This is a genomic window from Bacteroidetes bacterium GWF2_43_63 (assembly GCA_001769275.1).
GTDB lineage: Bacteria > Bacteroidota > Bacteroidia > Bacteroidales > DTU049 > GWF2-43-63.
This window is the reverse complement of the sequence record MEOQ01000050.1, coordinates 111,866-136,048: the sequence shown is the minus strand read 5'-3', so window position 1 is coordinate 136,048 and position 24,183 is coordinate 111,866. Positions and strand designations below refer to the sequence as shown.

Genomic DNA, 24,183 nt, shown 5'->3' with positions numbered 1-24,183 from the left:
AAATAAAAAATATTTCATCCTTTTCCCTACTTTTGCACAAACATCCCTAATGTCTCCAAACAATTCCCTTGTCGAATCCATCATTCAGGCCGCATCGCGCGCTGGATCATTTCAGCTGGATTCAGTCAAAAAACTGCAGAAAAGCGATGTCGAATCAAAAGGTCTTAACGATTTTGTTTCTTTTGTCGATAAGCAATCCGAAGAAATGCTACTTAATGATTTGAGTATGATAATCCCTGGCAGCGCGTTCCTGGCAGAAGAAAGCGGTGAAAAAGCCACCGGGTCCGAATGGACCTGGATCGTTGATCCGCTTGACGGGACAACCAATTACATTCACGGAATTCCACTGTATAGTGTAAGTATTGGCTTGATGAGAAACGGTGAGTTATATGCTGGCGTCGTGCACGAACCTAACCTGAACGAAATCTTTCATGCGGTGAAAGGTGAAGGTGCTTTTCTGAATAGACAGCCAATTCGGGTAACCAACACGGCCGCCATGAAGGATTCGCTCTGGGCAACTGGGTTTCCCTATCATGATTTTGAGAAGATTGACCAATACATGGATTTCATAAGGTATTCCATCAGGCATACGCATGGATTAAGACGACTCGGCAGTGCGGCTGTGGATCTGGTTTATACTGCCGCCGGGCGTATGGATGGGTTTTTCGAATTTGGGTTGAACCCCTGGGATGTAGCGGCAGGAGCTCTGATTGTGCAGGAAGCTGGCGGTGTTGTTACAGATTTCAGCGGCAGCGATGGCTATGTTTTCAACAAAGAGATAATCGCATGCAACCCAGTGTTGTTTAAAGAATTCTTCGAAAAATTCAGGGGAATCTATTTTTGATTTGCGTCCGCCGCGGCGGATCAGATTTTTGATATACCTCGCGATAATTATCGTGATTTGAAGTGATTTTCCGTATCATCATTCATTAAAATCGTCAATCAAATCAAAAATCTGATATCTCAAATCTAAGATCTAAAATCTCAAATCTTATATCACTTTACTTTCCACAACTGGAAATCCTTCATTTTATAGATGGATATATAGGTGTTGCGAAATCCGTCTGCGGGCGAAAAGCTGAAATTCAGCTCAGTGGCCAGCATTGGCGCTTTATGCTTGTCAATGCATTTGTAAAAATCCGGACCATAATTGTTCAGTGCCGACAGGAAATAAAGTCCCAGATCATAGCCTGCATATGCAAGTCGCTCGGGATCGGCTTTATAGCGTTTTTGAAAACGTTCTGCATAATCTCGTACATCCTCGTTTTCGAAATCCGTAAATGAACTGCTGAAAAAATGGGTGTTCTGAAATTCAAGGAATTCAAGGTCGAGCACTTCGTAATTTAGCCACGACGGTAAACCATACAGCGAAATTGAATATTTGTCCTTGTATTCATTCAGCGAACGTATAATGTTTTCAACATAAAGCTCTCCGCTGGCCAGCATAACAAGAATATTTTCGCGCTTTCCGCCAACAAATTGTCCGGTGGCTCCTTTTAGGCCCGACTCGGTAATATTGACAAGTTTCCAGGAGGGATAACTATTTGCTTTGAGAAATGAATCAAGCATCAACGCAGCTTTTTCTTCAAATCCGCCTTGCTGGTAGGCAATAATTACATTGGATTCCGACCGCTCAGCTTTGAAAAAATCGGCGAGGCCTTTCATCTGAAATTCAACGCTGGTAATTGGATTGAAGAAGTATGGATTGATCTCTTGCAGCTCAGTCTGACCTGAAAGATAGCAATTGACCATCGGAATTTTATTCTCGTAGCTGAATTTACTAATGGTGTCAATGTGTTTCCCGAGAAAAGGACCAATAATCAGATGCATATTTCTCATGGCAGGATCATTCAGGACCTTATTTAGTTTTGCATCTGAATCATCCAGATCAAAAACATGAAGATTTACATTCATGCCACTTGATTTCAAAGTGTCAAGCGCAAATTTTAATCCCTCGTAAAACTGAATAAAACTAAAGGACACATTGTGGTACCACTCGTTTTCGTCGTGCCGGTCTTTGTTGAAATCTTTAAAACTGCCCCTGTCGAGATACAAGGGAATCAGCAGTGCAACATTATATTCATTTAGCTTTTTAGGATTCTCGCAATTGCAGGTCGAATCTGTTTTTATCAAACCAACTTCATCGCTTTTATATCCTACAATAATTTGTTGTCCAATCGAAAGAGTCTCGGTCAAACCCGGATTCATTGCTTTGATTTCGCTCAATCGCAGTAGGTATTTCTTCGCTATTCCAAATAGGGTTTCTCCTTTGGAAACTGTGTGGTAGAGCGCAGAATCAACTGGGATTGGCTTTGAAATAACCGGAACTCTGATTGTTTGTCCGATCGAAATATTATCACCAATTCCCGGATTCATTTTCCGAATATTTTCGACTGTGGTATTATGTTTCTGTGCTATCACAGTCAACGATTCTCCACGCTGAATAATGTATTCGGCACTCTCTATATTTCCGGCATTTGTGTTTAGAATGTCTGTTTCACTGATTTTATTATCCTGTGTCGGAATTTTCAGCAGATATCCGGCCTGAAGTGAATTATCTTTAATGTGATTGGTAGATTTTATTTCATCAACCGTGCACTGATAGACCTTTGATATTGAATATAGGGTCTGACCTTTCTGAACTTCATGAATATAAAATGTTTTACCATCAATGATTTGAATTTCAGTGGATTTAGTCACTGGTACCTGTGCATAGGCCTGTTCCGACAAGAATCCGGCAAAAATCAGGAAAATAATAATACTTACTTTTCGCATAGCGGCCGCAATTTACAAACTTTATACCAATTGAGCCTCACCTACTCCCACTCAATGGTGGCTGGTGGTTTGGAACTGATGTCATAAACGACTCTGTTGATGCCTCGCACTTTGTTGATAATCTCCGAAGAAACGGAAGAAAGAAATTCATGGGGTAAGTGCGCCCAATCAGCAGTCATTCCGTCAACCGAAGTTACGGCTCTGATGGCGAGAACATTTTCGTAAGTCCGCTCATCGCCCATCACTCCGACTGAATTCACCGGAAGCAGCACGGCAAATGCCTGCCAGACTTCGGAATATAAGCCAGTCTCATGAAGTTTCGAGATAAAAATGTCGTCAGCTTCCTGCAAAACACGAACGCGTTCAGCTGTGACTTCGCCCAGTACCCGAATTCCCAATCCTGGTCCCGGAAAAGGATGTCGCGACAACATTTTGTCCGGAATATTCAGCGTCTTACCTACCCGGCGAACTTCATCCTTGAAAAGCAGACGCAACGGTTCGACAATTTTTAGTTTCATTTTGTCAGGAAGTCCTCCAACATTATGATGACTTTTGATGGTCTGCGAAGGACCATTTACAGAAATACTCTCAATCACATCCGGATAGATAGTGCCTTGACCAAGCCATGACGCGCCCTCTATTTTGGCTGCTTCTTCTTCAAATATCTCAATAAAGGTTTTTCCGATGATTTTTCTTTTTGTTTCTGGATCTGAAACGCCTTTCATGTTTCCAAGAAAACGCTCTCCCGCTCTGACGCCTGTAACATTCAATCCCAGCGTGTTGTAAATTTCAATTACCTGCTCAAATTCAGCTTTTCGCAACAGACCATTATCGATAAATATTCCATGAAGCCGGCCGCCGATTGCCTGATGGAGCAATGTGGCTGCAACAGTACTGTCAACACCACCCGACAAACCCATTATCACGCTTTCATCACCAATTTTTTCCTTGAGCTCGGCCACGGTGGTCTGCACAAATGATTCCGGAGTCCAATCACGCTTGCATTCACAAATATCAAGAAAATTCGATAACAATTTCTGACCATCGGTGCTGTGATACACTTCAGGATGGAATTGGATTCCAAAAGTGTTTTCGCCTTCGATCTGATACCCCGCAATTTTCACATCGTTGGTGCTGCAGATAATTCTGAATTTTTCCGGAGCCGCCATTATGGTGTCACCATGCGACATCCAGACTTGAGAGCCTGTCAGAATACCATGCATTAAAGAATTTTCTTCAACCGAAATCAGATTGGCCCTGCCGTATTCACGACTTTTGCTGGGATATACTTCGCCACCAGAAACCGATGCAAGATATTGAGCGCCATAGCAAACACCCAAAACAGGCAATTTGCCTCTGACTTTCGACAAATCGGGATTCGGCGAACCGGCATCACGCACAGAGAAAGGGCTTCCACTGAGAATGATACCACAAATGTCCGGATCATCAATTAATGAAGTTGACCATGGTTTGATTTCACAAAAAACATTAAGCTCGCGTACTTTGCGGGCAATTAATTGTGTGTATTGGGACCCGAAATCGAGAATGAGAATTTTCCTGTCTGATGTCATAAATTGAATATCTACGGCAAAGATAGGTATTTTGCTTATAGATTGGTGCGTTCAGACTTTAGGAAAAAGTTTTCAACTTTTAAACTTTTAGCAGTGCATTGACCTCTAATAATTTAATAAAGGGTATAACCTAAAGAGTCAAGTTTTCAACAATGAAGAAACGCTACAGCATTCTTCTGGTTTTTTTTGTTGTTCTGTTCTGTCGCAGTCACGCGCAGCAAATGGCTATGCCCGATCCTGTCAAAGAATCCAGCTCAAGCATCTACAAAGACATTGATGATCTTTCTTCTGAAATCCGCAGCAACCCTTCGGATGAAAATCTATTGAACGAAAGGGCTAATCTTTATCTGAAGATCAACGAATTCGAAAGAGCACTGGATGATATCGAGCGCGGATTGTCTTCAAACCCGAAAAGTGATAAGTTGTATTATTCTCAGGCATTGGTCTATTACAAGAAAAAAAGATACGATAGTGCCATTGAGTCTGTTGGTGAAGCGATCAAAATTTCCGGATCGGAACGGAACTATTTTCTGCGCAGCAACATCTATTATGCCCGTGGTGAAATCAGAGAGGCTATCCGTGACCTTAATAGCATCCTGGAACTCAACCCCCGGGCGGACTATATTTATTTGCAAAAAGCGTTCTGGTGCAATGACTTGAATATGTTTTACGAAGAAATAAAAAACTATTTGTTTTATATCGGTATTTCTAAAGATAAAGTCAATGTAGATCAGGTCAAAAAACGACTGAATAAAATAAAAAAAGCGGATAAATACTACGCAAATCTGATAAAAGCTGCAAAAAAGGATGTCCGGAAAAATGGCTATCCCTGGGAATATCAGGTCTGGCAATAAAACGCATCGGCTCCCGGATACAGAAATTTGTTTTTTGCTTCTTCTTCACCAAATACATAATATACACACTTCGCTTCGGCTCGCAAAATATCTTTCGAGTACAGCTGAACATCAATTGTAGCAAGCGATCTGTTCACTTCCTTCAATCTGGCGCGACAAATAACTTTCCCATCTGAAACCATTACAGATTTACGGTATTTTACAGTCATTTCTCTGGTGACTCCAGCTGTTTTGAGCTTTGTAAAGACTACCCAACTGGCAATTTCATCAATCATTGTGGCCTGAATGCCTCCGTGCAGCACATCGGTCCAGCCTGTGTAATTTTCATCCGGAGTCCATTCAGAAATAATCTCATCACCTTCTTCAATAAATGTAAGATGCAGCCCGATCGGATTGCCAGGTGAACAACCAAAGCAATTGTAGCCCTCGACTTTGCGATATGGATTATATAAGTTCTTTGCCATAATACCCTTTTTGAAATTTCGTTGACAAATATAAAACAATAGGCTGCCATTTCTGGCAGCCTATTGAAATTTCTACATTTTTTTCAGTTTTTTGCCCGATTAAAACTTGGCTGTAACACCAAATTCAAGCAATCCACCACCTCCAAGTCCAATTTCAAATTTTGCACCGATGACATCGCTGAAAAAATATCGTCCACCAAAAGCAAGTCTGAAAGCAATTGGTGATATCCCTGCTACTTCGAATCCAGTGTAATCTGGATCATCAGACTCATACTTATATGTGTGGGATCCATAACCCGCAGCAATTAAAAAATACGGATCGAAAACATCAGACTGACCGAAATGGACAGAAAACTTAGGCATAAATCTAACCCGCGGCACAGAAAGATCATAATAATAACCCGAGTCAATGTCTTTATAAGAGACACTGGAATTCGAATAGCCGAAAATTAGTCCAAAACCAATTTTATCAGATACCATGTACTCAAATTGTGCACTCAATGGTCCAATGGAGCCAACTTTAACATCGGTACTGTAGGAATCGGTAACTGCAGTTTTAAAAACTGAAGTCCACAAATTTGGCCAGCCATAAGAAGCATCAATCAAAATGTTTCCTTCTTCAACTGGTTGTGAATAGCCAAAACGGCCAAACATGCAAAGAATCATCACGAAAAATAAAGTTTTTTTCATAAGAGTTTGTTTTAGATTAAGCGTTCAAATTTACAATTTTCCTGCCAAAATCAAAATATTACAGTGCTAAATTTAATATATATTTCTAATCGAAATACAACTAATTGAAAATGAGACATTAGGTTTATTTTCACAAATGCTTATGATGGATTAACTTTGTTTAATACATAAAATATATTAGGGTTTCGTATCTTTGCAGGCTATTTTTGAATCTGAATTAATCCTAATGATATGAATAAAAAAGAACTTGCTGCTATCATCAACGAAAAAGCAGCGCAGTACAAAGACTACACAGCTGAGAATCTTTCTAAGCTGGTGAAAATCAAATCGCTCAGCGGTGATGAAAAAGCCGTACAGGAAGAAGTCATGCGTCAGATGCAAGAGGCCGGATTCGATGAAGTGAAAATGGACGGACTTGGAAACGTGCTCGGCCGTGTCGGATCAGGAAAAAAAGTACTTGCCATCGACGGTCATATCGATACAGTTGATGTCGGAAATCCTGAAAACTGGAATATGGATCCATTTTCCGGACTCATCGCCGACGGCTTTGTTCATGGGCGCGGAACCGTTGACCAGAAAGGCGGTATTGCATCTGCAATTACAGCTGGCCGTATTCTGAAAGAAATTGGTCTGCAAAACGACATTACCGTTTGGGTGGTGGCCAGCGTGATGGAAGAAGACTGCGACGGCCTTTGCTGGAAATATATTATTGAAGAAGATAAATTCCGTCCCGATTTCGTTATTAGTACCGAACCAACTAATCTGAATGTATATCGTGGTCACCGTGGACGTATGGAAATTCATGTTTCCTTCCGCGGATTATCGGCTCATGGTTCAGCGCCCGAACGTGGCAAAAATGCCGTGTACATGGCTTCCAGTGCAGCTCTCGAAATTGAAAAATTGCATGAACGTCTCAAATACGATGAATTTCTTGGAAAAGGGAGTGTTACTATCAGCGAATTCATCAGCGGCAGCCCGTCGTTGTGTGCTGTTGCCGATTTTGCCCGCTTCCACCTCGATCGTCGCCTCACCTGGGGCGAAACCAAAGACAGTGCTGTGGCCGAAGTGAAAGAAGCTGTCAATAATCCGGACTCAAAAGTAGAAGTACTCTGGTACGACGGTCTTGCTTTTACAGGATTGAAATATGGAATGGAGAAATATTATCCAACCTGGAAAATGCCAGAAGACCATCCAGCTGTGCAAACTGGTGTGACAGCATTTTCAGAGCTTTTCGGCAAAGCCCCGATTGTAGATAAATGGACCTTCTCTACCAACGGAATTGCTACCAATGGAATTCATAAAATTCCGACCATTGGCTTCGGACCTGGCAATGAAGTGATGGCGCATGCCCCCAATGAAAAAACACCGGTAAGCGATCTCGTTGCTGCATCGGCATTTTACGCACTCTACGCTCAGATTCTGTAATCAATAAAAAGAAATACAATGGGAAAATTCAAAAAACTCATTCGCGACATTGAAAAAACAAATGCCAGTCTTTATCAGAAAGATTTTCTGCTGACCTGGGACAAATCGCGCGAAGAACTTGAGCTCGTGCTCTATGTGGCCGATGCCTTGCGCAAATTGTACAATAAAAATATTTCAACACGCGCTTTCGAAAGCGGACTGGCCGTTTCGCAATTCCGCGACAACAGTACCCGTACCCGCTTTTCGTTTGGCTCTGCTGCCAACCTGATGGGCCTGACTATTCAGGATCTTGACGAAGGAAAGTCGCAAATCTCGCACGGAGAGACCGTTCGCGAAACTGCCAACATGATTTCATTCATGACAGAAATTATCGGTATCCGCGATGATATGTATCTCGGTGCAGGGCATGAATATATGCTCGAAGTGGCTTCAGCTCTCGATGACGGCTTTGCAAACAATGTGCTTCCACAACGTCCGGGTATTGTCAATCTGCAATGCGATGTCGATCATCCGACTCAAAGCATGGCCGATCTGGCGCATCTGAAAAACATGTTCGGTTCGCTCGACGCATTGAAAGGAAAGAAAATCGCTATGACCTGGGCTTACAGTCCAAGCTACGGAAAACCGCTCTCCGTACCGCAAGGCATCATTGGCTTGATGACGCGTTTCGGCATGAATGTGTCTCTCGCTTATCCTGAAGGATACGGACTGATTCCGGATGTGGTCGAACGTGCTGGAAAACAAGCCGCCGAAAGTGGTGGCAAATTCGAAGTCGCAAACAGCATGGAAGAAGCTTTTGCCGATGCAGACATCGTTTATCCAAAAAGCTGGGCACCGTATCACATCATGGGTCGTCGCACCGAACTGCTGCGTGCCGGTGACAGCGCAGGGCTCAAGGAACTTGAAAAAGAAGCACTTGCAAATAATGCAAAATACATGAACTGGGAGTGCACCCGCGAAAAAATGAATCTCACCAAAGACGGAAGCGCGCTCTACATGCACTGTTTGCCAGCCGACATCACTGATGTAAGCTGCAAAGCTGGCGAAGTTTCAGCCGAAGTGTTCGAACAATATCGCCTCGATACTTACAGAGAAGCTGGCTACAAGCCGTTTGTAATTGCCGCCATGATGATGACCAACCGCTTCGACGATGTGGCCAATATGCTCAGGTTTATGAAAAAAAGAGCAACCCCCAGAGTTCGGTAATTCCAGATTTTTATTGAAATAATAATTTTCAATTCTACAAATCTGCAGTGCTTCAAATAATGGTCCTGACCATTTTGAAGCACTGCAGATTTATATTTCTATTCGATTAGAAAAATGTGTTTGCAAATATAAATAAAGATGAGTTTGGCTCTAATCACTAATAATTTTCAAAAAAACCTTATTCATAAACAGTGTGTTACTGTGAATGGAGAAATTATTATTCATACGGGACACTGAGATTTATTTACTTTTTCGCCAGCATCAATATCTTAGCTGAAAATTTGTATCAATGAAAAAGAGTCTTGTATTTTTGGTTTTGCTTTTACTGTTTTTTTCGTCCAAATCTCAAACTACGTTGAAAGTACTTTTTTTAGGTAATAGCTACACCTCTGTGAATGACCTTCCCGAACTTATTTCGCTCGTTACCAAATCGGCGGGTGATTCGCTGGTTTACTCATCAAATGTCCCCGGTGGCTACACGTTTAACCAGCACAGCACTAATACTACATCATTATCATTGATTAATCAGGGTGGCTGGGACTATGTTGTATTGCAGGAGCAGAGCCAGCTTCCATCGTTCACTAATGCCGAAGTACAGTCAATGGTTTTCCCTTATGCAACAACGCTCGATAACATGATTCATGCTGCCGATAGTTGCACCGAAACCATTTTCTACATGACCTGGGGTCGTAAAAACGGCGATGCGTCGAACTGCGCGGTTTGGCCTCCCGTCTGCACTTACGAAGGGATGGACAGTCTGTTGCATCTGCGCTACATGATGATGGCCGAAGACAATAATGCTGAAGTTTCACCTGTTGGTGCGGTCTGGTATTATCTGCGACAAAATTCACCTGGTATTGAATTATATAGCTCCGACGAAAGTCACCCATCGCCAGCCGGCTCCTATGCTGCGGCTTGTACGTTTTACACTTCGATGTTTCGCGAAAGTCCGGTAAGTATTACATACGATTACACGCTTGCTGCTACTGATGCAAGTATAATCCGCAATGCGGTCAAGGCGGTCGTTTTCGATAGTCTGGCTCATTGGTTCAATGTTGATGAAATTCCGGTGGCATCGTTCAACACCGGCAATACAGGATTACTAGTAAATTTCACCAGCACATCTGTCAATGCGCATCATTTTAACTGGTCCTTTGGAGACAGTGCAACTTCAACCGAAGAAAATCCGGTTCAAACTTACAGCACGCCTGGAACATATACAGTGACATTAATTACCGAATACTGCGGATTGTACGATACAGCTTCACAGATAATTGCTGTAGCCCCGGTTGGTATTGAAACTCACAGCGCGAAAGTTTCCTTCTTCCCAAATCCGGTTAGAAATATTTTAAGCATTTCAGCAGAAAACGAAATTTCCAGCATCACAATTTCAGATGCCAATGGAAGAATCGTATTGGTTAAAAACCTCATCAGAAGCCAGAATGTGGAGGTTGATCTGTTATCGCTCGAAGACGGAATTTATTTCGTACGTGTCCAAACTCAGACAGGAAATGCGCTGCAGAGAATTGTAAAAAATTCGAAATAATAATACTGCAAGCCTTGATGAGATAATGCGAATTTGATTTGTCGTTTTATAGCCATATCGCATAATCGCTTGTAACGTCTGTAACGCAAAACGTTTGTAACGCCACGCTCCCAGCGTGATAAACTCCACGACAGCAACGTCTGCATAAAATCTGAAATCAAAAATCTAAAATCGGATATCTAAAATCACTCGAGCTCTTTCTGCATCGCCACCATCACCCAGCGGATTTCATGGAATTCGATGTCGTTGCCCAAATAATCTTTAGCCTCTTTAAGCGAAGTAAATTTATAGTCCACAAGCGCAGTTGCAATGCGATCGAGCTTTTCGCGGGGCAACAGCTGCAACACTGTAATTTCTCCGCTTTCAACATATTTCAGCAAATGTCCGGCAATGGTCCCTTCCGTCAGATTGCGCTCCAGTGCGATTTTGGCAACACTGTAACCATCACGCAACATTTCGAGCGACACTTCGGCCGACACGCCTTTCTTTTTCTTCGAAGCTTTCGGAACCGGCTCGTCTGTTGGGAATTCAACCGTTTTCAAATCATGATCAATGCAATATTTTGCGATTATTTTCAATAATTCGGTTCCAAAAAATTCGATTTTCTTTTTGCCGAGGCCTTTTACTTTCTTTAATTCTTCAAGCGTTGTGGGCAGCATGTTGGCCATTTCTTCCAGCGCCTTGTTAGGCATAACACGATAACGCTCCATGTTTGAATTATCGGCCAGATCGTCTCTCCACGCTTTGAGTATGTTATACAATTCAGGGTATTCAATGACAGAACTTATCTTTGAATCTTTTCGCACAGCGTGTTCCCTGCGCGAAACAAAACGGAAATCGAGATCGGCATCGGAACGAATACGCAACAACGCAAACACATCGAAGTCCTTCAACAGCGCATCGAAACAAGTTCGCGCAATCACTGTCATTTTTTGCAGATCCTCGGCCAATTCTTTCAGCTCCTGTTCTTCGCTGTGGTTATCGGAATCAAAATCAGTGTATGCTGTATAATCAAAAATTGTCGCCAGTTTTTCTTTGAAGTAAGCTGCTGCAGCCTGCACCCGCTCTTTCAATTGCCGCTCCCCTTCTTCGTTTCCTGCCAGCGAAAAAAGTGCTTCAAGCTGTCGTCGAAATTTAGAAGCAACATCAATAATATTTTTATTGATGAATTCTGCAGTATGTTCTGTGTCAGGAACTAACGCGGATGTAACGCTCAAGCCAGCATCCACAGCCAATCTTCGCAGGTGAATGATGCGATTCAACATATCCTCAAAGCTGAATAATTGAGCCAAAATATCGTTTCGGAATTGCGTTTTCGACACTTCAAGCTCCCTGTCATCAGGAATATAATCCTCGCTTTTTTTATTGAAGTCAACTACATTGTGGTCGGTAATCACACTTCCGTAGCCGATGGCGGAACTTAGCACCAGCCCATCGAGCGTGCGGCAGCGACTAAGCGCAACATACACCTGACCGTGCGCAAATGCCTGCGCTGCATCGACCACTACTTTGTCAAATGTCAATCCCTGACTCTTGTGAATTGTGATAGCCCAGGCCAGCTTCAGCGGGTACTGCGTGTAGGAGCCGATTTCCTCTTCTTCAATTTCTTTGGTAGCTTCGTTCAGCGTAAAGCGCACATTGCTCCAGGTGGCAAGCCCTACATCAATGGTATCGTCGTCTTCGGGGCATTGGACCACAATAGTGTCATCTTCAATGTGAACAACTTTTCCGATTTTACCATTGTAATATCTTTTTTCCGGAGCCAGATCATTTTTTACAAACATCACCTGCGCACCTGGCTTCAGAGCCAGCGATTTGAAAGTAGGGAAATTGTATTCCGGGAAATCACCCTTCACTTCAGCGTCGAAAGTAAATTCATCGCCAGCCAGCTCATCGAGCCGCTTATCGTTGATCTCCGCCGATTGTGAATTGTGCGTTGTAAGAATTATATAGCCCGGATGAGCCGATGGATTAAAGTGTTTGTTGTAGCGCTGATTCAGCAATTGCATGGTATTGGCATCCATGCCGTTGGTGCGGATTTTTTCCAGCAATAATATAAAATCAAGATCACTCTGACGAAAAATCTGTTGCAGTTCAATCACCACCGGACTGGCATTGGCAAAAGCTTTACTGCTGAAGAAATACATGTTATTGTAGTAAAACCGCAACATCTTCCATTCGTCTTCCTTCACTACAGGCGGCAACTGGTGCACATCTCCGATCATCAGCACCTGCACTCCGCCGAAAACCAGATTGTGATTTCGGTAACGTCGCAACAATGAATCAACGGCATCGAGAATATCTGCGCGCACCATACTTATCTCATCAATCACCAACAGATCGATGCTCTTCAATAATCGAATCTTTTGTTTGCGGTAGCGGATGGCATTGAGCGGATTGTTATGCAATCCTGCAGATTCCGGAAAAAACGGAGAAAAAGGGAGCTGAAACATACTGTGAATGGTCACTCCGCCCGCATTGATAGCGGCGACACCCGTGGGAGCAACTATCACCATTCGCTTCGGACATTCTTTGCGTAAACGATTCAGAAAAGTGGTTTTTCCTGTACCGGCACGACCTGTTAAATAGACATTGCGGTTTGTGCGGTACACAAACTCAAACGCCATCTCAAGCTCTTTGTTAGACTGTATTTCCTGCGAATTCACAGGTCAAAGTTAAGGAAAATTCTATTTACAAAGTTGTGCGAAGTTTATAAACTTCGCACAACTTTATTTACAGCGGCTTCAATATCTGCAGCCAAGTTGTCGAGCGGCTGACGAACAAATTTTTCGCCGGTAATGCTTTCGTACAATTCAATATAGCGATCGGTTACGCTGGCAACAAAGGCATCGTCCATTTCCGGGACATGCTGTCCTTCCTGGCCCTGGAAGCCATGTTCCATCAACCATTCGCGAACAAATTCTTTCGAAAGCTGTTTTTGTGCCTGGCCATTTTTCTGACGATCTTCGTATCCATCAGCATAGAAATAACGCGAAGAATCGGGTGTGTGAATTTCATCAATCAGAATAATTTCATTCCCGATTTTTCCAAATTCATATTTAGTGTCCACAAGGATCAGTCCCATCTTTGCAGCTATTTCGGTTCCGCGTGCAAATAATTTCAGGGTGTATTCTTCAAGCTTTGCATAGTCCTCTGCCGAAACAAGACCGTGTTTTATAATGTCTTCGCGCGAAATATCTTCGTCGTGTCCGATGTCTTCTTTGGTAGTTGGCGTAATGATCGGCTTTTCGAATTTCTGATTTTCAATCATTCCATCAGGCATCGGTTCGCCGCACAGCGAGCGTTTTCCGGCTTTGTATTCGCGCCAGGCGTGGCCTGTAAGATATCCGCGAACAACCATTTCGACTTTAAAAGGCTCGGCGAATTTCCCGATTGTTACAGATGGATGTGGCACTGCCAGTTTCCAGTTGGGGACAATGTCCCTGGTTGCATCGAGAAATTTCGAAGCAATGAGATTTAGCACCTGTCCTTTGTAAGGAATACCGCGCGGTAAAACGACGTCGAAAGCCGAAATACGGTCGCTCACGATCATTATTAATAAATCACCGACACGATATACGTCGCGCACTTTGCCATTATAAACGGTCTGCGACGGACTGAATTGAAACTGTGTTTTTACGAGATCTTTCATAGGGTTTTTATGGATTGAAAAGATATTGTTCGATTTTGCTCAGTTGAAGATTGTATATCTGTTCCTGATAAGTAGCGCTGATCCATAGTTCATTGACAGACAGCCGCTGAATAGTCCATGTGTTTTCTTCTTTTAATGCAGGAATCAAGGCGTAAAAATACTGAGTGACATCGGTGTACAAAGGACTTTCACTCAGGCACAAAGTAAATTCTGTACTTTTGTCATTCAGCTCCAGCAGCGACGTTGACAGCTGTGATGAATTTCTGTTGTCTTCAACCAGAATTGCAAATATTTCATCACGCGTTCCTGTCATCGATATCTTGAGGTCTGTTGAATCATTAAAATAGCTTGTGATATATTCAATGCCATCAACTTTGATGGATGAAAATTCCCACAGGCCAATCAATCGTTTTGCTGATGAGCGGAAACTAACAGCAGGGCCTTCCTCGTATTTGCCGCACGACGACAATACAACGACCGAAGCCAGGATCAGAAAAATGTTACTTATTGTTTTCATTGGCTGTTTCAGTTTCATATGCATTAATAATTTTTGTAACAATCGGGTGGCGGATTACATCATTTTGGTCTAGCACGACAACCGCAATTTCCGGAATATTTTTCACCATGTTCACTGCATGAATAAGGCCACTGGACTGCGTTCTCGGAAGGTCAATCTGAGTCATGTCTCCTGTGATAATGAATTTTGAATCCTGCCCCATTCGTGTCAGAAACATTTTCATCTGCATGCGGGTGGCATTCTGAGCTTCATCGAGAATAACAAAACTTTTTTCGAGCGTGCGTCCGCGCATAAAAGCAAGAGGTGCAATTTCAATGGTGCCATCATCGAAATAGCCGAGAAGTTTTTGCTGCGGCAGCATGTCGTTGAGCGCATCATATAATGGTTGCAGATACGGATCGAGTTTTTCGCGCAAATCGCCCGGAAGAAATCCAAGGTTCTCCCCTGCTTCAACGGCAGGCCTGGTAAGCACAATTCGTCGCACCTTCTTTTCCTTGAGCCACTTCACCGCCAGCGCAACTGCTGTATAAGTTTTTCCGGTTCCTGCAGGACCAACAGCAAACAACATATCGCAAGAATTGATTTTCTCAACCATCTTCACCTGATTGCGTGTCCGTGCTTTAATGGGCTGACCGCTGCGTCCGTAAACAATCACATCAGCAGGCATCTGGGCCATCGGCTCAGTAAACACCGCTTCAACACCCATGATTTGTGCAATATCATTGGATTTCAGATCACCAAAAACATCAAAATGCTTCAAGAGATTTTCGAAGCGACGAGAAAAATCTTCAATTTCAGCTTTCGGGCCGAGAACTTTGAGCATATCGCCACGCGCAACAATTTTCAGCTTGGGAAACAGCTCCCTGATTTGATTTATATGCGCATCGCCTACTCCATAAAACGAAGCGTGATCAATAAATTGAAGGTCAAAAACACGTTCAGTGACAGACATTTGATTTCAGAATTCGTTATGAACTACAAAATTTGTAATTTTGAAACAAAAATACTGATTTTGAATTTAAAACCTGTAACAATTACAAGTGATTTCGGGATTCGCGATTTTTACGCTGCAGTCGTCAACGGGAGAATGCTTTCGCTCCAGCCAAAACTTAATATTGTTACCGTAACGCATCAGATTCGCCAGTACGATGTGTTCCAGGCCTCGGTGATTGTCCGGAATATGTGGGAAAGCTTCCCCGAAGGAACGGTTCACCTTGTACTTGTAAACGGAACATCAGGCAATCAGGACAGGCAAGTTGCCATCAAATATAAAAACCACTTTTTCGTCGGGCCTGATAATGGACTCTACGGACTGGTGTTCGATGAAAGCCCCGAAGTTATCGTACAATTGGATCCGGGCAACATTGAGCACGAAACATTTCCGGAACTGGATGTCTGCACCAAAGCGGCTGTGCATCTGGCTGAGGGAAAAGATATCAACGAGCTTGGTGAAAAAACAGCCACTCTGCTTGAATCAATGCCATTTCGCCCCACCAGCGACAACAATACCATTAAAGGTATGGTGATTTACATCGATAATTATCACAATGCCATTACAAACATCACCAAAAAGATGTTTGACAAAATGAATAAAAACAATAAATATATTATTCGCTTCGGAAAATATTTTACTCAGAAAATTTCGCCGACCTACCATTTTGCTCCGGAAGCTGAGCTGGTTGCAGTTTTCGGCAGTACCGGACTTTTGGAAATCGCACTTTATCAGACCTCTGCCAGAGAGCTGCTCGGCATTCGGGTGAATGATGTTGTGCGGATTGAGTTTGAATAGACTAATTAAAAGGTTGAGGTTGAGGTTAAGGTTGAGGCTGAGGTTGAGTAGCTATTAGCTTCCAGCGAAGTCCTGTCCGCAGGATACGCGATCATCAGCTGGTAAGCTTTGAGATGTTTTTTTGAAATTCACATGCCTTGTTCGTTGTGCGTTTTGCCTTGTTGCATTCTCTCCAACGCTCACGATAGCAATCGTGACAGGTCTCTTTCAGCGACGCAGAGAGGTTGGAGAAAACATCTCGATCAATTCATCAAATTTACCTTTTACCTATAACAAATTCAATTAACTTTGCACCGCTAAAATAAATCCTGATGTACGCTCTATTCAAAAAGGAAATAAGTTCATTTCTGCATTCGCTGATCGGCTATATAGTCATCTGCGTCTTTTTGGCAGCCAACGGACTTATTCTCTGGGTTTTCCCCAACAATTTCAATATTCTTGGCTTCGGCTACGCCACGCTCGATGGGCTCTTTATTCTGGCGCCATTCGTTTTTCTGTTTCTACTGCCTGCAATCAGCATGCGCAGTTTTGCTGATGAAATCAACACCGGAACCATCGAGCTTTTGATGACCAAACCCATCAGCGAAATGAAAATCATTGCCGCCAAATATCTTGCAGGCATTGTCATACTGGTTTTCTCACTGCTGCCAACTTTGATTTATCTCAATACCATTTCCCAGCTTGCTGTTCCGAAAGGCAACCTCGATTTCGGTGGCATCTGGGGTTCGTATATCGGGCTGTTGCTGCTTGGTGCATCATTTCTCGCCATCGGGATTTTTGCGTCGTCAATATCAAAAAATCAAATCGTTTCCTTTGTCATTGCAGTTTTTCTGACTGCTTTTATGTATATGGGATTTGAATTTATATACGACAGCGGAATTTTTCACGGTGCGGAACTGTTCATAAAATCAATCGGCATCAACGAGCATTACATTTCGATGAGTCGCGGTGTCATTGATTCACGCGACCTGCTCTATTTTCTCAGTCTGATTTCTCTGTTTCTGATGTTAACCCGACTTTCGCTCGAAAGACGCAAATGGTAAGAAGTATGGAAAAGAAAACGAATCACGGGACAAACAGAAAGAGAAGCCTGATCCGGCTTTTTGCTGGAATTGCAATTCTAATAGTCCTCAATCTGGCCGGTACACTGGGCTTCTTTCGCCTGGACCTCACACAGGAAAAGCGTTACACCCTTTCCGACAACACCATCGATCTGCTGCGAAAAGTAGATGACATCGTATATTTCCGGATTTACCTGGATGGAGAACTGCCGGCATCGTACACTAAATTGCGCAATTCGATCCGCGAAACCCTCGATGATTTCAGGGCTTACAACAAAGCCAATATTCAATATGAATTTATTGATCCTGCTGAAGGTAAAGATAAACGCACGCTCAATGATTATTACAACGAGCTTGTCGAAAAAGGCCTTCAGCCTGCAGTTGATCGTCAGCAAAACAACTCTTCGAGCGAACAGCGGATCATCTGGCCTTGTGCTTTAGTCTCTTATAAAACCAGCGAAACACCCGTTAATTTTATTCAAACAGGCCAGCAAACCGATAAGGAAGTACTGATTAATGAATCGCTCGAATCGCTCGAATTCAATCTGATAGATGCAGTTCGCCGGTTGTTTGTGCGAGAGAAACCCAACATTGCCTTTATCGACGGTCATGGAGAATCCAGTGCCATGATGACCGAAGATATTACCCGCAGTTTGTCCGATTACTACAAAGTTCAGCGGGTAACAATAAATCAGCAGCTGAAATCGCTTGATAATTTCAAAACCATCATTATTGCGGGCCCTGATTCTGTTTTTGATGAAAAAGATAAATTCGTAATTGACCAGTTCATCATGGACGGTGGTCGCGTGTTGTGGCTTGTTGACGGCACCGCAACCAATATGGATTCGCTGCAGTCAAGCTCGGAAACGGTAGCCATTGCCAATGAGATCAACCTGGAGGACATGCTCTTTAAATATGGGGTCCGGATCAACAACAATCTCCTGCTCGACATGAACAGTTGCCCGATTCCAGTAAAAACCGGTCAAATCGGCGATCAGCCTCAGTTTGAATATTTCAATTGGTTCTATTTTCCAAGTGTCTCCAATTCGGAAGGACATCCGATTGTGAAAAACCTGAATGCCATTCGCTTTGAATTTGTTTCAGGAATCGATACCGTGGGTACGGGCGGCGTAAAGAAGACCATATTGCTTTCAACTTCGGAGTACAGTAGAATAATGAATACTCCTGCTGTGATCAGTTTGCGAATGCTTACCGAAACGCCGGGACGTGAATTTTTCAATAAACCAAAAATTCCGGTTGCAGTTCTGCTTGAAGGAAATTTCAACAGCGTCTTCACAAACCGCATTCCACCTGAAATTGCCGAGGATAAAGAAATTGGTTTCTCTGAAACGGGTAAGCCTTCAAAAATGATTGTGATTTCCGATGGCGATATCATCAACAATCAATTTGTTTACCGCAACGGACAGAACTATACTTATCCGCTTGGCTATGACCGTTTCACGGGAATAAACTACGGCAATAAAGACTTCCTCTTAAACTGTGTGAATTATCTTACAGATGAATCAAACCTGCTTGAAATTCGTTCACGCGAACTGAAGATCCGGTTGCTTGATAAATCCAGAATAGCTTCAAACAAAGCCTACATCCAATGGTCGAACGTGCTTGGGCCGGTACTTATTATTGTAGCAATCGGACTTGTTTTGATGATTTTTCGTAAAATTAAACTCAGAAAAGGCTTATGAAAAAATGGCTGAAAAAATGGTATTTCTGGATCCCCTTGTTGCTCGTGTTGGCGCTATTCCTCACCGTTTTCCTTACCAATCGTTCAAGCACAACCCTGAATCCCGGTGAGAAAAACTTTGCCATTTCGGATACGGCAACCGTGACAAGAGTTTTCCTGGCAGATAAAAGAAAAAATTCCGTTCTTCTCGAGCGTACCGACAGCAACGGATGGATGCTCAATAAGAAATATTCGGTACAGCCCGAAATGATGGAAGAATTGCTTTACACGCTTATGTACGTAACCGTCCGCAACCCTGTTCCGAAGACCCAATATGACATGGTTTTCAAGCAGCTTGCAGGATTTTCTACAAAAGTTGAAGTGTACGCTACTGTTTATCGGATAGATTTGATGGGGATCAGGCTTTTCCCTTATGAAAAATGTATCCGCACTTATTATGTCGGCTCTGCGACGATGGATAATACGGGAACCTATATGATGATGGAAGATGCTGAAATGCCCTTTATCATGCATATTCCGGGTTTTCGCGGGTTTCTTGAACCCAGATATTCGCCCCGTGAATATGACTGGCGCGATCATAAGGTTTTTCGCTACACGCTGGCGAGCATTGCCAAGGTCAGTGTCACTTATCCGAAATATGCCGACCGATCATTCGAGCTGCTCAATCCTGATAATTCGAACTTTTCCGTTACAAACGAAGTAGTTGGAAAACTAAAAAATATTGACACGGTTAAAGTGATCAATTACCTGAATGCCTTTACAGATGCACGATTTGAGGAGTTTCTTAACAAACTTCCTATCGAAAAACAGGATTCAATTCGCAAATCAACCCCATTCTGTATTATTTCGGTTACTGATAGAAAAAATGAAACCAATAGCATCACTTTGTATCGGATAAAATTGCCTGAAGGCAGTATCAATTTAACCGGCGATCCCATCGAATTTGACCCGGAGCGACTGTATGGCGTGGTTAACGGAAAGGACCTTGTGATGGCTCAGTATTTTGTTTTTGGTTCCCTGATGCGCTATGCAAGCGAATTTGCCCCTTCCGATAATACGCAACCAGTGAAAATTGACAAATTCGACACACTTTTGTAAAAAAACGGTTTCTATTATCCGTTAAATTCATTAATTTTGCACGAACAATAATAATAAACTGCTATGAATTTCATTATTTCAAGCAATATTCTCCTCAAAGGACTGCAAAATGTAAGTGGTCTGCTTTCCAGCAACAGTCTGGTTCCTATCATTGAGAATTTTCTGTTCAGTACCGACGGATCCAAACTCCTGGTGACTGCCACGGACAACGAGACCAGAGCTGTGGTTGAATTGAGCCCTGAGAAAATCAGTGGTAAAGGTGCCGTTGCAATTCCACCGCGCGTACTGCTGGAAACGCTCAAAACTTTTCCGAATATTCCTATTACCATCAATGTAAACGAAGAAACCTTTGCCGTTGAAATCAATGCAGGGGAAGGCGTTTACAGACTGGCCGGCTACAATCCTGAAAATTACCCAACTATTGCAGCTATTGAAAATGCGAAATCCATTTCAATGAGCAGCATTGTACTTCAGAATGCCGTCAGCAGCACCATTTTCGCATGTGGAAACGACGAGATCCGCCCGCAGCTGATGGGTGTATTTTTCGAGATTACTCCGGACTACACCAATTTTGTGGCTACTGATGCTCACAAACTGGTTCGTTTCCGCCGCAATGATATTAAATCGGACGAAGCTCATTCATTTATCGTTCACAAAAAACCGCTGAACCTGCTCCGAAACCTGCTCAGTGGTTTCGACTGCAATGTTGGTGTTGAGTTCAATAATACCAATGTTTCGTTCCGTTTCGAAAACTATCAGATTGTTTGTCGTCTGCTCGATGGCAAGTATCCGGCTTATGAAGGCGTCATTCCAAAAGACAACAACTACAAACTGGTTATCAACCGTAATTCGCTCATCAGCACTCTGAAGCGTGTGGCTATTTTTGCCAATCAGGCCTCCCATCAGGTTCGCTTCGACGTCAAAGGGCAGGAACTCAATATTTCAGCTGAAGACATCGACTACTCAAACGAAGCAAAAGAGCGTCTGAACTGCATCTATGATGGAGCTGACATTGAAATCGGCTTCAATTCAAAATTCTTCCTCGAAACATTACAGACTCTGGCTTGTGAAAACATTACAATGACTTTGTCTTCGCCTACCAGAGCCGCTCTGCTTATTCCTGAAGAAACCAATTCGGCTGAGGAAGACATCCTTATGCTCATTATGCCTATCATGCTCAACGCATAAAAATTCATCGTATTTTTTAAATGTCATCCCCCAAATGGATGGCATTTTTTTTTAATTTCGCTACGGCATAGTTTTTAGTAAACGCAAACACATGAAAACATTATCCGCAATCTTTGCTGCCTTCCTGCTTACCATTGCTGTGTCAGCTCAGCAGGAAAAACTTCAGGAAGTTCTGGCTTCCGATACCATTTTGTATAAGATATATCATCATTTGCCCAAGGGCTGGACCATGAATATTGACGATACCAGCATAACTGTTTACAGGATTGATAAATACGCTCATATTGAATCTGAGTGCAGTAATTTCAGTCCCGATAGTCTTGCTGCTTTTCCAAGAACTGAAACAGCTATGATCCATTTTTTATATGAAGATAAATGGGAATCTGAGCGACTGTTCTGGATAAGAGAATCCAATGATAGTTTGAATATGATGCTTGGGAGTTTACCGCAACAAATGGGCGTATCTCATCTGTACGATGCAGAAAAGAGTACACGTTCGAACCGTGTTTATACCGGTAAAACAAAGGCTGAAAAAGAAAAAATAAATGCATACTACAAGCGTCGGGCTCAACTTGCTCAGCAAATCACTGTCATACCTACATTCAACTCAAGTTTATATAGTCTGAAACAACGCAGGCAGACAGCATTGAAGAGACCTGGAATCTGCATCTATCCTTTTGATGTTTATAAAGAAATGATGGGTGTTTACATTATTCTGATGGATTACTGCGAGAATCCGCTGGAAAATTAAGTTGCAGTCTTTCTCCTTTGTATGGTACCCGATTTTCAAAAGAGGCTGTCTCACAAAGAAATCAGCTGCAAAAACAACATTTCACTCCCTCAAGCGACATAGGAAATGAACGGTATCTCGGGCTGTTTCAAAATTCAAACTTCACGGCAAAAACAACATTCCATCGTCGGATGCGACGAAGGTTTGCCCGACTAGGAGAGTTGCGGAGCTGAAGGTCATGGAACCGTTGTTTTTGCAATTGTTACGACGGTTCCATGTTCCGGTTCAAAAGCAAAGAAGAATTCCATATCACCGACCGGAACGGTGGAATGTCGTAACCAACCGCTATTTTGAGACAGCCCAGGATTATAAACCTGGCCTGTCGCTGTCCCGATGACAATCGGGAAGTAATCCGAGACAGAAACCAAACGGCAGCAGTTTGAAAAACTGTATATAACGAAAAAGGTCATTCGAGAACGAATGACCTTTTCTTAAATCTTGAATCGCTAACTCTTAACGACCTCCACGAACCGGTTTAGTGGTGTTTGTGGTGATTGTTGTGGTGTTAGTTGACACCGTTGTGGTGTTGGTTTTTGGCTTATAAGTGCCTTTAGAAGCGTTAGCAATGCTGTCTTCTTTTGCTTTTGCAATTGAATCAAGACGAGCCTGCTCAAGTTCTTCAACTTTTTTGATGCTATCTTCAGCAACTTTTGCAAGTGAATCAGCTTTGCGGATTGAATCCTGCTTTGCTTTTTCATCATCTTTCTTGCTACCACCGCAAGAAACCAGCGCGAACATACCAGCCAGAGCTGCGATTACAAACAGATTTTTCATGTTTTTTTGGTTTAGTTGATAATTATCAAACAATTACTTCTTCTCTTCAGCTTTTGCTGAATCAGCTTTCAGTGAATCCATAGCAGCCATTTCTTCAGCTTTTGTGATGCTGTCTTTCATCAGGCTGTCTTTCATGATGCTGTCTTTTTTCAATGAATCAAGTTTTGCTTTGTCATCATCTTTTTTTGCGCCACCGCATGATACAAGAGCAAACATGCCAACGAGGCCTACAATTGCGAATAAGTTTTTCATTCTTCTTTGGTTTTGTTTGGTTTAACGGCACAAAAGTAATACTTTTTTTATTATTGTATCATTTTTTTTGTACATTTGTCAAACAAATAAAGTCGAAAACTATGAAAAAAGCATTTTTAAGATTTGCAGTTGCTATTGCTGCAGTAGCATTTATCGGTGTTTCATGTACCGAAGATGACATTACAAACCCAACAATTACCATCACAGGTAGTGCAGCTATCACTCTTGACCTTGGTGACGCTTACACTGAGTCTGGTGCAACAGCCAATGACGACAAAGACGGTGATCTGACTTCACAAATTACCATAACCGATGATATCGACATAAACAAAGTTGGTATTTATGAAGTAGTTTACACTGTTTCTGACGAAGCCGGCAACACCACAACCGAAACCAGAACTGTAACGGTTCAGGCTAACCGCCTCGCAGGTTCATACGACGTTCACGCTGTTATTACAGGCGCTGGTGCTGGTACATATGACTTCGTAGAAGTTGTTACCGGTTCATCTGTGAACTACAACTACATCTATTTTGGAGATTTCTGCTATTTCCCAGGCCTTCAGGTTCAGGGAACTGTTAGCGGAAGTGGTGTAACTTTCAACCAGACAAAAAGTTATGACTGGGACAGTGACGGCACAGCTACAAACGCTACCATCACAGGTTCAACACTCAGCGCTTTCACAGTTACCGCTGGTGCAACCCCAATCGCAGCCCTTTCAAGCCTCACCTATGTTATTGACTACGGTGCAAGCCAAATGGACAATGTGACTTCAACCTACACCAAACAGTAATCTGTTACGGAAAAAATTCAGGAGACTGTCCACCCGGA

General features: G+C 42.7%; 23 protein-coding genes. 12 read left to right on the top strand and 11 right to left on the bottom strand.

Going from position 1 to position 24,183, the window contains the following annotated elements:
- The first annotated feature begins 49 nt into the window (after positions 1-49).
- Positions 50-844 (top strand): hypothetical protein, encoded by a 795-nt coding sequence (locus tag A2W93_14660; protein ID OFY52582.1) that lies wholly within the window; start codon positions 50-52, stop codon positions 842-844.
- Between the two features lie 152 nt (positions 845-996).
- On the opposite strand, the gene A2W93_14655 is transcribed toward A2W93_14660, so the two are convergent.
- Together A2W93_14655 and A2W93_14650 are read right to left on the bottom strand one after the other, a co-directional pair.
- Positions 997-2,775 carry a hypothetical protein gene (locus A2W93_14655; GenBank protein OFY52581.1) on the bottom strand — a complete coding sequence of 593 codons (1,779 nt, stop codon included), beginning with the start codon at positions 2,773-2,775 and terminating at the stop codon, positions 997-999.
- Positions 2,776-2,816: 41 nt separating this feature from the next.
- On the bottom strand, positions 2,817-4,346 hold the full coding sequence (locus tag A2W93_14650) for a glutamine-hydrolyzing GMP synthase (protein ID OFY52580.1): 1,530 nt from the start codon (positions 4,344-4,346) through the stop codon (positions 2,817-2,819).
- A gap of 152 nt (positions 4,347-4,498) precedes the next feature.
- Here A2W93_14650 and A2W93_14645 point away from each other — a divergent pair, with 152 nt between their 5' ends.
- Positions 4,499-5,200: a hypothetical protein gene (locus A2W93_14645; GenBank protein OFY52579.1), complete on the top strand. Its 702-nt coding sequence runs from the start codon at positions 4,499-4,501 to the stop codon at positions 5,198-5,200.
- Here A2W93_14645 and A2W93_14640 read toward each other — a convergent pair.
- Both A2W93_14640 and A2W93_14635 read right to left on the bottom strand, forming a co-directional pair.
- Complete coding sequence (locus tag A2W93_14640; protein OFY52578.1) at positions 5,185-5,664, bottom strand: hypothetical protein; 480 nt, start codon at positions 5,662-5,664, stop codon at positions 5,185-5,187. The two genes, A2W93_14645 and A2W93_14640, sit on opposite strands and share 16 nt — an antisense overlap.
- 99 nt (positions 5,665-5,763) lie before the next feature.
- Positions 5,764-6,354 carry a hypothetical protein gene (locus A2W93_14635; GenBank protein OFY52577.1) on the bottom strand — a complete coding sequence of 197 codons (591 nt, stop codon included), beginning with the start codon at positions 6,352-6,354 and terminating at the stop codon, positions 5,764-5,766.
- 231 nt (positions 6,355-6,585) lie between these two features.
- Here A2W93_14635 and A2W93_14630 point away from each other — a divergent pair, with 231 nt between their 5' ends.
- The 3 genes from A2W93_14630 (at position 6,586) to A2W93_14620 (ending at position 10,531) form a co-directional block, all read left to right on the top strand.
- Positions 6,586-7,779 (top strand): selenium metabolism hydrolase, encoded by a 1,194-nt coding sequence (locus A2W93_14630; GenBank protein OFY52576.1) that lies wholly within the window; start codon positions 6,586-6,588, stop codon positions 7,777-7,779.
- 18 nt (positions 7,780-7,797) lie between these two features.
- On the top strand, positions 7,798-8,985 hold the full coding sequence (locus tag A2W93_14625) for a knotted carbamoyltransferase YgeW (protein OFY52575.1): 1,188 nt from the start codon (positions 7,798-7,800) through the stop codon (positions 8,983-8,985).
- Positions 8,986-9,274: 289 nt separating this feature from the next.
- A complete protein-coding gene (locus A2W93_14620) occupies positions 9,275-10,531 on the top strand; it encodes a hypothetical protein (GenBank protein OFY52574.1) in 1,257 nt (418 codons plus the stop codon).
- A 185-nt stretch (positions 10,532-10,716) separates the two neighbouring features.
- Here the strand turns inward: A2W93_14620 and A2W93_14615 are convergent, their stop codons facing one another.
- The 4 genes from A2W93_14615 to A2W93_14600 form a co-directional block, all read right to left on the bottom strand.
- Positions 10,717-13,158: a hypothetical protein gene (locus tag A2W93_14615; protein OFY52663.1), complete on the bottom strand. Its 2,442-nt coding sequence runs from the start codon at positions 13,156-13,158 to the stop codon at positions 10,717-10,719.
- A gap of 83 nt (positions 13,159-13,241) precedes the next feature.
- Positions 13,242-14,183 (bottom strand): phosphoribosylaminoimidazolesuccinocarboxamide synthase, encoded by a 942-nt coding sequence (locus A2W93_14610; protein OFY52573.1) that lies wholly within the window; start codon positions 14,181-14,183, stop codon positions 13,242-13,244.
- A gap of 7 nt (positions 14,184-14,190) precedes the next feature.
- Positions 14,191-14,718, bottom strand: coding sequence for a hypothetical protein (locus A2W93_14605; GenBank protein OFY52572.1), 528 nt, complete (start codon positions 14,716-14,718; stop codon positions 14,191-14,193).
- Entirely contained in the window at positions 14,684-15,652 is a 969-nt protein-coding gene (locus A2W93_14600) for a phosphate starvation-inducible protein PhoH (protein ID OFY52571.1), read from the bottom strand. Before A2W93_14600 ends, A2W93_14605 begins: the two co-directional genes overlap by 35 nt.
- A gap of 18 nt (positions 15,653-15,670) precedes the next feature.
- On the opposite strand from A2W93_14600, the gene A2W93_14595 reads away from it, so the two are divergent.
- From A2W93_14595 to A2W93_14570, 6 genes are all read left to right on the top strand, one after another.
- Positions 15,671-16,489 carry a hypothetical protein gene (locus A2W93_14595; protein OFY52570.1) on the top strand — a complete coding sequence of 273 codons (819 nt, stop codon included), beginning with the start codon at positions 15,671-15,673 and terminating at the stop codon, positions 16,487-16,489.
- 311 nt (positions 16,490-16,800) lie between these two features.
- Positions 16,801-17,532, top strand: coding sequence for a gliding motility-associated ABC transporter permease subunit GldF (locus A2W93_14590; protein OFY52569.1), 732 nt, complete (start codon positions 16,801-16,803; stop codon positions 17,530-17,532).
- A 5-nt stretch (positions 17,533-17,537) separates the two neighbouring features.
- The gene (locus A2W93_14585; protein ID OFY52568.1) at positions 17,538-19,253 is read left to right on the top strand and encodes a gliding motility-associated ABC transporter substrate-binding protein GldG; all 1,716 of its coding nucleotides are present in this window, start codon (positions 17,538-17,540) and stop codon (positions 19,251-19,253) included.
- Entirely contained in the window at positions 19,250-20,350 is a 1,101-nt protein-coding gene (locus A2W93_14580) for a hypothetical protein (GenBank protein ID OFY52567.1), read from the top strand. Before A2W93_14585 ends, A2W93_14580 begins: the two co-directional genes overlap by 4 nt.
- Positions 20,351-20,413: 63 nt before the next feature.
- Positions 20,414-21,538: a DNA polymerase III subunit beta gene (locus A2W93_14575; GenBank protein OFY52566.1), complete on the top strand. Its 1,125-nt coding sequence runs from the start codon at positions 20,414-20,416 to the stop codon at positions 21,536-21,538.
- A gap of 91 nt (positions 21,539-21,629) precedes the next feature.
- The gene (locus A2W93_14570) at positions 21,630-22,289 is read left to right on the top strand and encodes a hypothetical protein (GenBank protein ID OFY52565.1); all 660 of its coding nucleotides are present in this window, start codon (positions 21,630-21,632) and stop codon (positions 22,287-22,289) included.
- A gap of 215 nt (positions 22,290-22,504) precedes the next feature.
- On the opposite strand, the gene A2W93_14565 is transcribed toward A2W93_14570, so the two are convergent.
- The 3 genes from A2W93_14565 to A2W93_14555 all read right to left on the bottom strand — a co-directional run bounded on the left by A2W93_14565 (position 22,505) and on the right by A2W93_14555 (position 23,354).
- The gene (locus tag A2W93_14565; protein OFY52564.1) at positions 22,505-22,696 is read right to left on the bottom strand and encodes a hypothetical protein; all 192 of its coding nucleotides are present in this window, start codon (positions 22,694-22,696) and stop codon (positions 22,505-22,507) included.
- A gap of 85 nt (positions 22,697-22,781) precedes the next feature.
- The gene (locus tag A2W93_14560) at positions 22,782-23,102 is read right to left on the bottom strand and encodes a hypothetical protein (GenBank protein OFY52563.1); all 321 of its coding nucleotides are present in this window, start codon (positions 23,100-23,102) and stop codon (positions 22,782-22,784) included.
- Between the two features lie 33 nt (positions 23,103-23,135).
- Positions 23,136-23,354 carry a hypothetical protein gene (locus A2W93_14555; protein OFY52562.1) on the bottom strand — a complete coding sequence of 73 codons (219 nt, stop codon included), beginning with the start codon at positions 23,352-23,354 and terminating at the stop codon, positions 23,136-23,138.
- Positions 23,355-23,455: 101 nt separating this feature from the next.
- Here A2W93_14555 and A2W93_14550 point away from each other — a divergent pair, with 101 nt between their 5' ends.
- Entirely contained in the window at positions 23,456-24,145 is a 690-nt protein-coding gene (locus A2W93_14550; GenBank protein ID OFY52561.1) for a hypothetical protein, read from the top strand.
- Positions 24,146-24,183: the final 38 nt, after the last annotated feature.